This is a genomic window from Paenibacillus sp. VTT E-133280 (assembly GCF_002264385.1).
Taxonomy (GTDB): domain Bacteria; phylum Bacillota; class Bacilli; order Paenibacillales; family Paenibacillaceae; genus Paenibacillus_AQ; species Paenibacillus_AQ nitricinens.
In genome coordinates this window covers 61,072-75,455 of the sequence record NZ_NFUX01000029.1, presented here as the reverse complement: position 1 = coordinate 75,455, position 14,384 = coordinate 61,072, and the positions used below count along the sequence as shown (strand labels likewise).

General features: G+C 46.7%; 13 protein-coding genes. 9 read left to right on the top strand and 4 right to left on the bottom strand.

Translation table 11 applies throughout. From position 1 onward, the window contains the following. The first annotated feature begins 79 nt into the window (after positions 1–79). Positions 80–682 (top strand): DL-endopeptidase inhibitor IseA family protein, encoded by a 603-nt coding sequence (locus CA600_RS14600; protein WP_179281624.1) that lies wholly within the window; start codon positions 80–82, stop codon positions 680–682. 46 nt (positions 683–728) lie between these two features. On the opposite strand, the gene CA600_RS14595 is transcribed toward CA600_RS14600, so the two are convergent. Next, positions 729–1,130 (bottom strand): CBS domain-containing protein, encoded by a 402-nt coding sequence (locus CA600_RS14595; RefSeq protein WP_094870889.1) that lies wholly within the window; start codon positions 1,128–1,130, stop codon positions 729–731. 150 nt (positions 1,131–1,280) lie between these two features. Next, the gene (locus tag CA600_RS14590; protein WP_094870888.1) at positions 1,281–2,708 is read right to left on the bottom strand and encodes a VanW family protein; all 1,428 of its coding nucleotides are present in this window, start codon (positions 2,706–2,708) and stop codon (positions 1,281–1,283) included. A gap of 229 nt (positions 2,709–2,937) precedes the next feature. Here CA600_RS14590 and ftsE point away from each other — a divergent pair, with 229 nt between their 5' ends. The 5 genes from ftsE to CA600_RS14565 all read left to right on the top strand — a co-directional run bounded on the left by ftsE (position 2,938) and on the right by CA600_RS14565 (position 8,867). Then, the gene (ftsE, locus tag CA600_RS14585) at positions 2,938–3,624 is read left to right on the top strand and encodes a cell division ATP-binding protein FtsE (RefSeq protein WP_094870886.1); all 687 of its coding nucleotides are present in this window, start codon (positions 2,938–2,940) and stop codon (positions 3,622–3,624) included. Beyond that, positions 3,614–4,528, top strand: a complete 915-nt coding sequence (gene ftsX / locus CA600_RS14580; protein WP_094870884.1) for a permease-like cell division protein FtsX — start codon at positions 3,614–3,616, stop codon at positions 4,526–4,528. The genes ftsE and ftsX overlap by 11 nt, the downstream gene beginning before the upstream one ends. Before the next feature lie 30 nt (positions 4,529–4,558). Continuing rightward, positions 4,559–5,872, top strand: a complete 1,314-nt coding sequence (locus tag CA600_RS14575; RefSeq protein WP_094870882.1) for a murein hydrolase activator EnvC family protein — start codon at positions 4,559–4,561, stop codon at positions 5,870–5,872. A 125-nt stretch (positions 5,873–5,997) separates the two neighbouring features. Beyond that, positions 5,998–7,464, top strand: coding sequence for a S41 family peptidase (locus CA600_RS14570; protein ID WP_094870881.1), 1,467 nt, complete (start codon positions 5,998–6,000; stop codon positions 7,462–7,464). 428 nt (positions 7,465–7,892) lie between these two features. Continuing rightward, positions 7,893–8,867, top strand: a complete 975-nt coding sequence (locus CA600_RS14565; RefSeq protein WP_256989855.1) for a PDZ domain-containing protein — start codon at positions 7,893–7,895, stop codon at positions 8,865–8,867. A gap of 53 nt (positions 8,868–8,920) precedes the next feature. On the opposite strand, the gene CA600_RS14560 is transcribed toward CA600_RS14565, so the two are convergent. Both CA600_RS14560 and CA600_RS14555 read right to left on the bottom strand, forming a co-directional pair. Then, complete coding sequence (locus tag CA600_RS14560; RefSeq protein ID WP_094870877.1) at positions 8,921–9,574, bottom strand: response regulator; 654 nt, start codon at positions 9,572–9,574, stop codon at positions 8,921–8,923. Between the two features lie 57 nt (positions 9,575–9,631). Continuing rightward, a complete protein-coding gene (locus tag CA600_RS14555; RefSeq protein ID WP_179281623.1) occupies positions 9,632–10,789 on the bottom strand; it encodes a sensor histidine kinase in 1,158 nt (385 codons plus the stop codon). A gap of 241 nt (positions 10,790–11,030) precedes the next feature. On the opposite strand from CA600_RS14555, the gene CA600_RS14550 reads away from it, so the two are divergent. From CA600_RS14550 to CA600_RS14540, 3 genes are read left to right on the top strand one after another with little or no spacing between them, the layout of a single operon-like run. Further along, positions 11,031–11,966 (top strand): ABC transporter ATP-binding protein, encoded by a 936-nt coding sequence (locus CA600_RS14550; protein WP_094870874.1) that lies wholly within the window; start codon positions 11,031–11,033, stop codon positions 11,964–11,966. Positions 11,967–11,983: 17 nt separating this feature from the next. After that, on the top strand, positions 11,984–13,156 hold the full coding sequence (locus CA600_RS14545) for an ABC transporter permease (protein WP_094870872.1): 1,173 nt from the start codon (positions 11,984–11,986) through the stop codon (positions 13,154–13,156). Beyond that, on the top strand, positions 13,149–14,309 hold the full coding sequence (locus tag CA600_RS14540; RefSeq protein ID WP_094870870.1) for an ABC transporter permease: 1,161 nt from the start codon (positions 13,149–13,151) through the stop codon (positions 14,307–14,309). Before CA600_RS14545 ends, CA600_RS14540 begins: the two co-directional genes overlap by 8 nt. Positions 14,310–14,384: the final 75 nt, after the last annotated feature.

The window sequence follows — 14,384 nt, the reverse complement described above, 5'->3', positions numbered from 1 at the left end:
ATATTTCTCGCATAAACGCTTACCGTCCTTTAGGGACGCCGAAGGCGTTTTAGCTTGGATGACAAAGGAGGAATTCCGAATGAACAAAAAGTGGATGATTGGTTCGTTGGCCCTTTCCATAGGCCTTATCTCAGCAGGTGGGGGAGCTATGGCGGCTTCGCCGTCAGCAGGGAGTGCCGAAATCAAGAAGGTGGCTGTATCTGCCCCTGGGAAAGAGGGCCCTGCTACCATTAATAATTTGACGGTGAAAAGCATCATTCCGCTAGTAGTCCATGCAAGAGCTCTTTATTTCTATAGTAATCAAGGCGGAAACATCTTCCCGATAGAAACCTTCACGTATAAAGCGCAGGAGTACCGTTATCTGTCCAGTGACATTGGCACAAAGACGAAGCTGATGAATTACATAAAAAAAGCCTACACTCATAATGCAGCGGCATATTATGTGCAGACTCAATTTTTGGAGTATAACGGAAGAATGTCGCAGGTTAATGCAGATGTGGGCAATCTATTGATGTATGAAAAAGCCACCGCCCGCATGCTCTCCAAAACTGCAACAACCGCTGAATTTGAACTGACCGTTCCTTATCCAGATGCGCAGGAAAGCAGTGAGTCGGTGTATGTGAAGCTGAAGAAAGTGGAGGGATACTGGAGAATTGACACGTCACCGGATATTCTTTTCTGAGGAAAGGGGAAGGTATTAGAGGAAAGAGGATGGCAGGGGCTATGAACTAACTGCGCTTCAGGTCAGAGATATATACAACACCTGCGAATTTACCTTTGCGGGTAATAATGACACAATCATTCTTCATAGAATCTGGGCGGCTCATAGCAGTATCTAATACGGATTCAAGTGGAGTAGAAATATCAAATATGAGTGGAGTTTTGTTCATAAGCTTCATGGCAGGCTCTTTGTAGAACAGATCTACTCCTGATCTTCCTGTGGCTTTTAAAAAGAAACGTTCGCTCATTAACAATCCAAGCGGTTCATTCGTGGCGTTACAGACGACGATGCATTTGGATTCTGGGTGCTGGAACATGACGCGAAGGGCTTCTCTGCAAGTACGTGAGGCAAAAATAGCAGGGGCACTGCGGACAATATTAGAAAGATCATTTACAAGAGCTGTTGACATGATGTTCATCCTTTCTGATTATAGGTCTATTTCTAATGTACCCCCGAATCGTAAATTTTAAAGGCGACAAAGATCATCTACAGGTAAAATAGATGCACAGGCAAAAACGGTCAGAACCTCACGAGGTCTGACCGTTTTTTTGTAGGTAATTTATTCACTTCGAACGCCATCCTCTACTAACTGCTTTCTAGGTGTTTCTGGAATAACAGATTTGCTTACGCCTCCACGATTGATAGCGATTAATCGTTTTTGAGCGTAATACACGTCACGCGATAATTTCTTTACCTCAGTGGATTTACCGTCAACAAACCGGGTGCTGTAAGTCTCAACAACATATCCGGTTTTTCCATTTTGTATAACGCGTGAGCCGCCACGAGGGAGGGAAGGGTCGTTTACATACTTGTCTACTGGAGGCAGCACCTCTACGATTTGTGAATGGACCTTATATGTAACATTTTTCGGAAACGTACCGAAGAGCTTAATCGTTAGTGATCGGCCTTGCACAGCCGCTTTAATGACTAGATATTTGCCAGTCGTATTGCGAAAACGGAAGTTGATATATCCTTCAGCGAAGGTGGCATCCTGGCCTTTGGGTAGATAGTTGACCGGCAAGGAGTGATTGCGGCGCTCCACAATCTCCAGTCCGGTGCGCAGAGCGGCATTGTACAGCGTACTGGAAACTTGGCAGATTCCGCCGCCGATGCCGGCTTGAAGCTTACCGTTCACAATGACTGGCGCTTCTCGGAAGCCATATTCAATTTTTGCTTTTTCAATAGCCTTGCCATAGTCAAAAACGGCTCCAGGTGGGAGCACGGTTCCGTTCACTGCTTTGGCCGCTGATTCAACGTTGTAGATTCGCCCAGGTCCACTTGCACCGAGAGAAGTGCTGAATTGCATGATTTTTCGCTCAATGCCTTGCTCCTTTAAAGCGTTTAAAGTGATGTCTGGCTGTAATATGGTTAAAGGAACTTCCAGTGTAATCCCCTTTTCTTGCAGCGTGATCAGACGATTAAACCGTGTGGGGGCAGCAGCCCATAGTGAGGTCACCATTCCAGTCCAGTCCACTTCAAGGGAAGTCTTTTCAGACGTATATATTACACGATCATCTCCGGTAATTCGCCGCGTAGCATCCACAGGATCTCCGAAGGATTCTCTCTCCCAAGCGGGACTCAGGATGGTCTGTAATTGAGTAATATCCAGATGGGCTTCAAGACTCCAATTTTGGGGGAAGTTGTACCGGGTTTTTACCCGATCCCATAGCCGCCCTTCTGTAAGATCTTGTAGACCTTGCTCAAAAGCAGCGGCTTCATAGGTCATTCCAGCTTGTTTAAGTTTGAGGGTAAGCTCAGAATTCCCTTCGACCTGTAACACAAGGGGGATAGATTCAAGGGCCTGTAGCTTGTTCTCCAGTTCGGAACGTACCTCTGAGATATTCAGCCCGCCCACTTCCCATCCGGCAAGGGTTGTACCTTTTGGAAGCGTGTTTTTATGGCCATATAGTTGAAATCCCCCATAGATTAATGAGCCGATAAGAATGAGTGCAATGACTATTATGAGGGAAAGATGGATTTTTTTCATGAATAATCTCCTTCCTGGATGGCTTCTGCGAGCAGTACAGTAGGTGCTTTTTATATGTATATGTACAGACATTACAAAACTTTCGAATAGTGGGGCAGTTACGGGGTACTCAATCGGTTACAGATTTGTTACAATAGATACATTGCGGAAATATTGAAGTTTATGGAAACTTAAGCTGGACTCTGTCGATTCACACAAGTGGAAAATGTCATAATTGGGAAGTGAGAAAATGATTGAAATGCAAGATGTATGGAAGACGTACCCTAACGGAACTCACGCACTGCAAGGAGTTTCAGTAAAAATTGACCGCAATGAATTCGTGTATGTTGTCGGTCCATCCGGCGCGGGTAAATCTACTTTTATGAAATTGATTTATAGAGAAGAAGTGCCAACTAAAGGTCAAATTTCTGTGGGAGGCTTTAACATAGGGAAGCTTAAACAACGTAAAATCCCATATGTGCGCCGTAATATCGGCGTTGTGTTTCAAGATTTCCGGTTATTGCCAAGGATGACGGCGTATGAGAATGTTGCTTTTGCCATGGAAGTTATTGAAGCACCGAAGAAGGTCATCAAGAAACGTGTGAATGAAGTCCTCGATCTGGTTGGACTCAAAAATAAAGCAAATCGTGAACCTTCACAGCTCTCAGGTGGAGAGCAGCAGCGGATTGCAATTGCCCGGGCTATCGTTAACAACCCATCTGTTATTATTGCGGACGAGCCTACAGGAAACTTAGACCCTGAGACTTCATGGGGCATTATGCAGCTGCTGGACGAAATTAATTTTCGTGGAACAACCATTGTAATGGCTACCCATAATAGAGATATCGTGAATAAAATGCGCAAGCGGGTGCTTGCGATTGAGAACGGAAACATTGTGAGAGACCAGGCGAGAGGGGAATATGGCTATGAGTTTTAAGACCTTCTTGCGACACATGCGGGAAGGCTTCAAAAGCGTATTCCGTAATGGCTGGATGTCGATTGCTTCGATCACTTCCATAGTTGTCTCTCTTTTTGTCCTAGGTGTATTTATTCTTCTTGTTCTTAATGTGAATGCCGTAGCGGATGGGGCAGACAGTCAGGTACAGATTAATGTGCATTTGGCACTAAATGTAGATCAGAAGCTGCGTGAGACTTTGCAGACTGAAATTGGTAATATGCCGGAGGTCAGCAAGATTACGTTCATCTCCAAGGACCAAGGGCTTAAAGATCTCCGTGCAGACATGGGTGAGGACGCAGCTGAGCTTCTGGAAGGGTTCGATGAAGACAATAACCCTCTCCCAGATACGCTTAAGGTAGAAGTTGTTGAACCTACTACGGTAGCCTTTGTGGCTGAGAAGATCGAAGCACTCAACAAGACACATACCGAGCAGCCTATTTATAAAGTGAAGTATGGCAAGGGCTCGATCGAAACCTTGTTCAAAATAACCCGCGCTGTACGGAACATTGGTTTTATTTTTGTAGCAGGTCTGGGGCTCATGTCTATGTTCCTCATCTCTAATACGATTCGGGTTACGATACTTGCTCGTCGTAAGGAGATTGGCATTATGAAGCTCGTAGGTGCGACAAATTATTTTATTCGCTGGCCTTTCTTTATAGAAGGAGCACTGATCGGTCTGATCGGATCGCTCATTACCTCCGTTGTCTTGTATTTGGGTTACAGCACTTTGGAATCGACTGTACAGGGAGATCCTATGCTCCAATTGCAGCTAATTCCGTTCGATAGTATTTGGATGCTGGTCGTTGGTGTACTAGTTGGACTAGGCGTGCTGATCGGCGTCTGGGGAAGCACGGTTTCTATTCGTAGGTTCTTGAAAGTTTAATATTAAAAAGTGAAGGATGGGGAGTGCAAGTTGAAGAAGATTGCTGCCGGACTAGCCGTAATGTTACTAGCTGTCACTATATTCCAGCCCTCTGATGGATATGCCAAAAAAACAAGTGTTGCCGAAATCGACAAGCAGCTAAAGCAGCTGCAAAAAGAGGTGCAGGAAGCTAAGGCGCAGCAGGAGAAAGCGGCGTCCCAAACGCAGGAAGCACAGCATTATAAGAATAAGACGAATCTCAATCTGCAGTATGTCTTACAGCAAGTGGATCAAGTTAAGGGCAAAATGACCGAAATTTCTACCCAAATTTCCGATACAGAACAATCTTTGAATGTTACTGCAACGGAATTGGATAAAGCAGAGGCGCGAGTCGCCTCCAGAGAGGAAGTCTTGGGGTCCCGTGTTCGCTTGATGTATACCGATGGAGCGGTTTCTTACTTGGATGTTTTGCTCTCATCGACAAGCTTCGCTGATTTTCTGGATCGCGCGGATTCACTTAAGATGATTGTGGATCAGGATCAGGAGCTGTTAGTTCAACATAAGCTGGACAAGCAGACGGTGATAGAGAAGAAACAAGAGCTTGAAGGGCAATATGCCCAAGCCAAGCAGCTGTATACTTCTTTGGAACAACAGAGAAGTCTGCTGAAGGATAAAGAAGCTGAGAAACAGGAGCTTATCGCATTCTATGATAAGCAAATTCAAGAAAGTGATGATTTAAGTGAAGAGCAGAATGAAAAGCTAGTCAAACTGGCAAGCGAACGCTCTGCGCTGGAAACGCAAAAGGATAAGATTAAGGCAGAGGAAGCCGCTCGCAGAGCAGCAGCGGCTAAGGCGGAAGCGGCTCGTAGAGCTGCGGCTGCTGCCAAGAAGGCTGCAGCTGCAGCTGCAGCTAGTAAGGGAAGCAGTAGTTCTAGCTCCAGCTCTAGTGATACGGGATATTCAGGTGGAGATGGGCCGTTTCTACTTCCTGTAGGATCCGCAAGAATCTCATCCCCATATGGACCACGGACACATCCAATCACGGGTGAGAAGGGGAAAGTACACACCGGCGTCGATTTTGCGGTTCCACAAGGAACCAATATTCATGCGGCGGATTCCGGAACGGTTATCTTGGCTGAATGGTGGAGCGGTTACGGATATTGTGTAATTATTGATCATGGAGGCGGAGTTTGGACGCTCTACGGACATATACGTAAAGGCGGTCTTAGAGTTAGTGCCGGGGATAAAGTCAATCGCGGTGATGTGGTTGCTGAATCTGGTTCCACAGGTAATTCAACGGGTCCCCACCTTCACTTCGAAGTACGGATTGACGGTAAGATTGTAAATCCTATGCCTTATCTCTAATTTTTAACGAACTTATCACTCATATTATTTGATTGTACGGCATATACTGGAAGAGATACCGTACCTTTCAGGACGGACTTAGGATGTTGTTTACAAGATGGACAAGAAGGGACGGTGGGAACATCATGTTAAAAAAAAGCACCGCGGCGTTTATGATTATCGCCGCCCTGCTATGTGGTAGCTTAGTAACCTTGGGCGTGACGGGTTATACTCATGTCTTTGGACAAGCTGCAGGACAAGGATTAGCCTCTGCGTTGCAGGTTGCAGGTCTACAGCAGAAGGAATCCCAGAAGCTTGGGACTGCGCTCAGTTTGATTGAGAGCAATTACTACGAGACGGTAGATCGGGAGAAGCTGATAGATGGTGCTGTCAACGGTATGATGGAAGCGCTAGGCGATCCCTATTCCAACTATATGGGAAAAGAAACTGCTGAGAAATTTGAAGAGAGCATTGAGGGTTCCTTTTCAGGTATCGGTGCAGAAGTCTCTTCGGATAACGGTAAGGTAGTCGTGGTCTCCCCAATCAAGGGTTCACCTGCTGAAAAAGCAGGAATTCAGGCCAAAGATATCATTCTTTCCGTTAACGGAGAATCGTTAGAAGGCATGGATCTGAATGCTGCTGTTGCGAAGATACGCGGACCTAAAGGCAGTAAGGCCACTTTGAAAATACAACGTTCTGGCTCTGTAGAGCCTCTGGAGTTCGCTCTTACTCGGGATGATGTGAAGCTTGAGACGGTATACTCAACTATGGAAAAAGACGGAGTAGGGGTAATCGAGGTCACTCAGTTCTCCCTAAATACCGCAGAACGATTCAAGGAAGAGCTTGGGAAGCTGGAGAAGCAAGGCATGAAGGGGTTGGTCATTGATGTCCGTAATGATCCAGGCGGTGTCCTCCCGATTGTTATTGAGATGGCTGAAGAGTTCGTTCCAGCTGGTAAAAATATAGTTCAAATAGAATACAAAGATAAAAAACGCGAAGTTAGCACCTCCAAGGGGTCGAGCAAGGCTTATCCAGTGGTAGTGCTAATGAATAAAGGTAGCGCGAGCGCCTCGGAAATATTGGCGGGTGCCTTGCAGCAGTCAGCGGGAGCCAAGCTGATTGGTGATAATTCATTTGGTAAAGGCACGGTGCAGACAAGTTTTGACAAACAGCTTGGAGATGGCAGCTTGCTGAAGGTTACCATTGCTAAATGGCTTACACCGGACGGCACATGGATCCACGGCAAGGGAATTAAACCGGATATCGCGGTAGCGCAGCCGGATTACTTCTCAGTGGCTCCGATTAACAAGAGCGTGACGTTGCAATATAACATGAACAACGGTGATGTAAAGAGTGCACAGACGATGCTGGATGGCTTAGGCTACAAGCCTGGTCGCAAAGATGGCTATTTCGATACTGGCACTAAGAATGCAGTGAAGAAATTCCAGAGTGAAGCGAAACTTCAAGTCACAGGCATGATTGATGCCAAGACCGCGGAGGCGCTGGAGGTGGCACTGATCAAAGTGATTCAGGACCCTGCCAAGGACAACCAACGGAATAGAGGGATTGCTGAGATTCAGAAGGAAATTAAGGCGGCAGCGTCGAAAAAGTAAGAAGGCTGAATTCAGCCTTCTTTTTTTCTGTTAAAAAGAGCAAGGGCTAATATTCAGGGAAGAAAAGGAGTGTGACGAACAGTTTGAATGTGATTCAGGAATTATTAGGAAGCTTGGGCACTGCGTTCTTACACTTATTGATCCAGCCATATTACTATATTGCTATTATATTTATTGCGTTGTATTACCGTCGGCAGGTGGCATTAGAACGTAAGCTAATTCATGTGAAGCTGCATAGCTGGGGTCAAGAAACGTGGCGAACGGTGTGGAGTGGGCTGGTGATGGGACTAGTGGTTTCTATTGCAGCCACATTGTTAGGAGTATCCTTATCAGGTACAGCTGTGGCCTGCATTTGGGTAGTTAGTATCCTGTTATCGCTATTGCGTGTACGGTATTTGTGCTTCGCTTATTCTATAGGTTTGCTAGGTGTGATTCAATTTGTACTGTCTTTCTTTCCGGATGCCTTACATAGCGGAACGGCCGGGAATATTACAACAGCCATACGGGAGATGGATATTCCCGCATTGCTAGTGCTAGCTGCGCTACTGCACATGGCGGAGGCGCTGCTGGCCCGCTGGCAAGGAGCGAAGCTTGCGACGCCCCTCTTCTTGAAGGGCAAGCGCGGCATGGTTGTCGGCGGCTATCAGCTGCAGGCTTTCTGGCCGCTGCCGCTGTTCCTGCTGATCCCTTCGGGGGCAGGAACGGATCTGCCATGGCAGCCGCTGCTGGGCGGCGGGCTTGGCATGGTCTCTTTGCCCGTCATCATCGGCTTCAGCGAGATGACGCAGGGCATGCTGCCCGGGCGCAAGGCGGCCCGCACTTCAGGACGGCTGCTGATGTACAGCATCGTCCTGCTCGGCTTAAGCCTGCTTGCCGCTTGGTGGAGCCCGCTGACCCTGCTCGCGGCGCTCGCAGCGATGGTGCTGCACGAAGGGTTAAGCTGGTACAGCGCTCTGGAAGAGCGCAGCATCAGCCCCATCTTCGTGCATCCACCGCGCGGCCGCAAAGTGCTGGCCGTGCTGCCGGGCAGTCCCGGGCAGGAGCTGGGCATCTTGCCCGGCGAGATTTTACTGAAGGTCAACGGGGTCCTGTTGACCGATGCCGCGCAGCTACATGAGGCGCTGCGCATGAATCCAGCGTTCTGCAAGCTGGAGGTGCAGAACCGTGAAGGGGAGAGCAAATACCTTCAGAGCCCGATCTACGACGGGGACCATCATCAGCTCGGCATCATTCTGGTACCGGAGACAGATGGAGCGGTTACTGCGGAGGCGAAGCCTTCTAGCATCTTCAGCATCATCGCAATGAAGACAGGTACTCGCAGCCGGAATCTACCGATTGGGCGAATCAAACAGAACAAAGCCGATAAAGTCGATAAAGCCAAGAAGGAATCGGCAGAAGGATAGATAAAGTTAAGCCCGGACTCTGGAAATAGAGTCCGGGCTTTTTTGTAGAACTCCTATCCCCGCCCACCCTTCAAATAAAAAATAGCAATCTGCGTGCGATCCCGCAGCTCTAATTTACTCAGAATATCTGTTATGTAATTTTTGACCGTACCCTCGCTAAGAAACAGCTGTCCGGCGATTTCTTTGTTGCTATGCCCCTCAGCGATAGAGGCGACAACGGCCAGTTCCATTTTGGTTAGTCCAAAAGATTCCAATGGCTGTACCTGTGGAGATTCAGGGCGAGCAGCGGGCTGTAGAAAGGTGGCAAGCTTGCGCGCAATATCAGGGTGAATCAGCATATTACCTTCATGGACTGTTTTGACGCCTTGTATGATACGGTCTGGCGGTATGTTTTTGAGCAAATATCCACTGGCTCCGTTGCGAAGCGCTTCAATGATATACTCATCGTCATCGAAGGTGGTTAGCATCAGTATCGAAACTTGAGGGAAAGCCTGCTTAATCTTCTCTGTCCCTTCAACCCCACCACAGCCGGGCATCCGAATATCCATTAGAATCACATCGGCTATGTCCCCCGCTTGAAGCAAACGCAAGGCTTCATTCCCCTCACTTGCCGCTCCGATCACTTCAATATCGGGGTCCATCCCTAGCAGCACTTGCAGACTTTGACGAATAAAAGGATCGTCATCTACAATCATCACCTTAATCATTAGCGTGGCTCCTTTTTCATAATTTAGATTTCATCTTTGCCTCGAGTCCTACGTTCCCTATACAATCTCTCCCTGCTTATAAATGGGCAACCGCGTAACAATGGTGAAATGTGGCTCCTGCAGTAGTTCCAAGGTTCCGCCAATCAGCTGCGTTCGTTCTAACATTCCTTTCATTCCCACCCCTCCACTTTCCGGTAGTTTGCTTAGCTTACTGCCTTCGGGAACTGTCCCGTTGTTGCTGACCTCCATAGTAACTCCAGTATCGCTGAAGTAGATTTCAATCCAAATGGCTGTTGCTTTTCCATGACGTAGGGCATTGGTTATGGCTTCCCGGGCGTTCTTATACAAGATCACTTGAATACTAGGATATAGCGGATAAGGTATCCCAAGCACTTGGTATGAGGTCTCAATTCCTGTATCGCGCCCTGTCTCTTCGAGCAGTCGGTCTAACGCGTAAGCGCCCTCTAATTGTGGCGTATAGTTGATACGCTTCACTGCGGAGCGCATATCGTCCATGCTGGCTGACAACTGATCTCGAATGAGCTCCATCATTTGCATCCCGCTCTCTGGGGAGGTGGGTAAGGTAAGTAACGCAGCTTCCATCATCATTTTAATACGAATGAGACGGTGGCCGATATCGTCATGGAGTTGGCGGGAGATACGAACCCGTTCTTTGGACTCGGCTGCATCTTCTACTTGGGCGTTAAACTCCAGCAGTCGGTTGCGGGCTTCATCCAGCTCGAAATGCTTTTTTCGCAGCTCGTCGTATAGATGGAGGGTGTTCTCACGGCCCCGCCCCGCCCTCTGTAGCAATTCGTTGAGATAAGCAATGAGCAGAAACATAATGTTGATGATAGTGATTATAAGCTGTGGGGAATCCCGGAGCGCGATGTTTAAGGTAATCAGATGCACAACCGTAAACACGAGAGGCACTGCTTGAGGCTGAAGTCTAGAATAATAAAGCAATGCTGAAATCGCGGGGAAAATCATTATGCTGCCGTACTGGTAACATAACCAGGCGGTGAACAGTATTTCCACAATGCTTATCAAGGCATGAAAGGACAGGGGCAGCTTTGGCACCATGACTACAAGGAATAGAAGCATCAGAATATGTAACGTGAAAATCCCATAGTCGGCATATGGGTAGATGTAAATGCTAATACATGCAGGAACTATGATGAGTAAGTAACGCAATAGGGCTAGCTCTCTAGTCACGCCTGTGTCATCCTTTATGTTTTTTTCTAATCTTAGCATATTTTCTCACTATATAAGTTGAACTAAAAAACATTCACCGCAGTCACGGACTTACCTTAATAGAAAAATCTTAAGTTCAACTAATATAGTTCAGGAGATGACTTAAGTCACCTTCAAAAGATGACCTTTCGTACCTCCTTGAACATTCGCTTTAAGCTAGAATTGGAACTATAAAAGCGTAAATGACAGGAGAGATGAACGGATGGCAATCGCCGTATTAACCGATGTGGTGAAACGATATGAAGGTAAGCTAACAGTAGATCATGTAAATATGACGATAGAAGAAGGAGAAATTTTTGGCTTGCTGGGCCCGAACGGAGCGGGTAAAAGTACAACGATCAGTATGATCTGTGGTCTACTTAAGATTGACGGAGGAGACATTGTGATCGACGGTCTGCCTGTGTCCTCGAAATCGCTTGAGGTGAAGAAAAGAATTGGTTTGGTTCCACAGGAGTTAGCCTTATACGACACGATTTCAGCGGCGGATAACGTTACCTTTTTCGGAAGATTGTATGGTTTGCGTGGCAAGCTCTTGAAGGAACGGGTAGAAGAAGCTCTTGTGTTCACAGGGCTTAGCGACCGAGCTAAAGAGAAACCCTCAACCTTCTCCGGAGGGATGAAGAGACGTCTGAACATTGCCTGCGCGATTATGCATCGTCCTAAGCTGATTATTATGGATGAACCTACCGTGGGGATTGATCCGCAATCTCGTAATCATATCCTTGAATCAGTTAAAGAGCTCAATCGACTCGGCTCAACAGTTATTTATACCAGTCACTATATGGAGGAGGTTGCGGCCATTTGTGATCGGGTAGCCATTATGGATAAAGGGCATATCATTGCTTGCGGCACGGAAAAAGAACTGCGGGAACGCGTTGCCAAGGAAGAAAAAATCGTCATTAAAGCCACTAATGTCACACCAGAGCTTGTCCAAGAGTTGACGCTTCACCCTAGAATTAGACGCGTAGAAGCAAAGGAAGAAGTAGTCGAGCTGTATCTTCCTTCTTCACAAGGGGAGCTACAGGACATCCTTTTTATTTTTGCTAAGCATAAAGGGATTATCGGCTCGCTAAATATTGAAGAACCTGATCTGGAGACGTTGTTTTTAAACTTGACCGGAAGGACCTTAAGAGATTAAAGGGGGGGATTATTCTGATGAATACTTGGACGATTATGATCTATGAGCTGCGAAGACTATTTAGCTCACGTTCTATGATATTAAATATGTTTTTACTGCCCCTGTTATTGATCTTTCTCTTAGGTGCTTCCCTCTCCGGTGTCGTTGGTGACAAAGGTCCCTCTACGATTGATGTTGTTCGAGTGGCTGTTGTTAATCCTTCTGGGGAGGGTTACGAGAGCTCGTCGATGATGGACAGTTTGTTAAAATCATCTGAGCTTAAGGATATCATTACCCCGATTACCGTAAATAGTCGGGATGCAGCAGAAAGCGGTCTGCGAACAGGAAAATATGGTTATGCGGTGATTGTCCCGCCAGGCTTTGATAGTAAGGTACAGAGCGGTGGAGAAGCACAGCTGGAATTTATACTGGGCAAAAAAAGTACAGATAACCTGGTGGCTGGGACGGTATTCGATAATTTTCTGAGGAGTCTTAATTATAAGCAGTCTGTGGCGATGACACTGGGTCCGGCAGCTATGAACGTTATGGCATCTAGTTCTACCAGTAATCTGCCTTCTGTAAAGCTTGGAGAACTGAGTGAGGGAGGGGTTTCGTATACTTCTTCACAGTTCTATGCGGTGTCCATGATGCTGATGTTTCTGCTATATAGCGGCTTGACGGTTTGTACTTCTCTTTTTAATGAAAAAGAGAATCATACCCTCTTCCGGATAAACGCAATGCCCGTTAAAGGATCTGAATTATTCATAGGTAAAATGCTTGGCGTAGGTGTTGTAAGTATAGTGCAGTGCGCAGCCATTATTATTCTAACGAATGTGCTTTTCGGGGTAAATTGGGGGAATCAGCCGGGCTTATTGTTCCTATTTTGCCTGCTGATGATCGTGGCCTCCATGACATTATCTATCGTTATTTCTATGTTCAGCAAGACTGGAGCAAGCGCAAGGAGTATCGTAACTCTGCTCACAGTAAGTATGACCTTTATTAGTGGAGGCATGGCACCTCTTCCAGATTCATGGGTGAATTCTATAGGGGCTTTCACGATTAATCATTGGGCCATGCAAGCAATCTTGAAAATGATGCTGCATGCCGATGTATCGCAAATCATGCCGAATTTGGCAGTGTTATCGCTGATCTGTCTTGTGTTGTTCAGTGCAGCGGCCATTTCGTACCGGAAGGTGGGTTATCATGGATAAAATCTTAACAATTGGCTGGAACATGGTGAAACGAACCATTGGTACTAGGAAGGGTGTGCTCATATATATTTTGCTTCCTTGTATTGTGCTCGCCGGTATTGTTTCCGTTACTGGAACGATAGGGGAGAACCCAGCTGTTGTGCTGTATTCCAATATGGATAACGGGACTGCAGGTAAGCACTTGCTCACTGAATTAAACAATTCCGGAGAATATAAATTTGTAGAAAAAGCTGACGAGAATGCTTTAAGGGAAGGCGTAGTTGCTCAGAATGGAGAAGCGGGGATTCTAATCCCAGCAGGCTTCACCTCGGCACTCCTTGCCGGAGAAGAGCCACAAATTAGTGTGTATGAGCTGAAGACGAATGAAACTTCCGTTATGATTAAATTAAAAGCGAGCGCAATTGCGGATGAAATGCGGAGTACCGCCACAATCATTGGAGCAGCTAATGAAGGATCTAGCGACGATGACGCACAGTTTACTACTGTTATGCAAAGAGCGGAACAGCATAGTATTGGCAGCATCCGAACCGATTATAATTTATATCCTCGGGAGGGACTGGGAGTCGTAACAGGCTTAACGTTAATGTTCCTCATGAGCCTCGTCACGAGTTCTGTATCTCTGATTATGGATGATCGAAAAGGCCGGACCATGATGCGGATGTTCAGTGCTCCGGTTCGTTCTTATGAAATTGCGATTGGTAATTTTCTGGGCAGCTTCATGGTCGGATTGATTCAGATCCTCGTAGTGCTGGCTTTAGGTCGCTGGGTGCTGCATTATGATTATGAAGTTCCAATCTATCTATATTTCCTCGTTCTTGCGGCATTTATGCTGGTGTCCATGGGGATCGCGAGTACGGTGGCAGGATTAATTCGAAATCCTAATAATGCGGGTATGCTGAATTCCCTAATTATCACACCGACTTGTATGCTTGGCGGCTGCTTTTGGCCCTTATCCATTATGCCGGACTATATGCAGAAGGCAGCTAACTTTGTTCCGCAAAAATGGGCCATTCAAGCGATCGACATCGCTGCAACCGGCGGGGGCTGGAATGAGTTATGGTTACCTTTTGCGATCTTAGGCCTTATGGCGGCTGTGCTGCTGGCGATAGGTTCTGCCATTCTCCGCCCAAGTGAAGCTGGAATCAATGCATAGGGATTTTGCAACAGAAGGGGAGATATTCATAGCTTGGACTGTTACCTTCAGGTACAATAATAGGTATCCAATGTA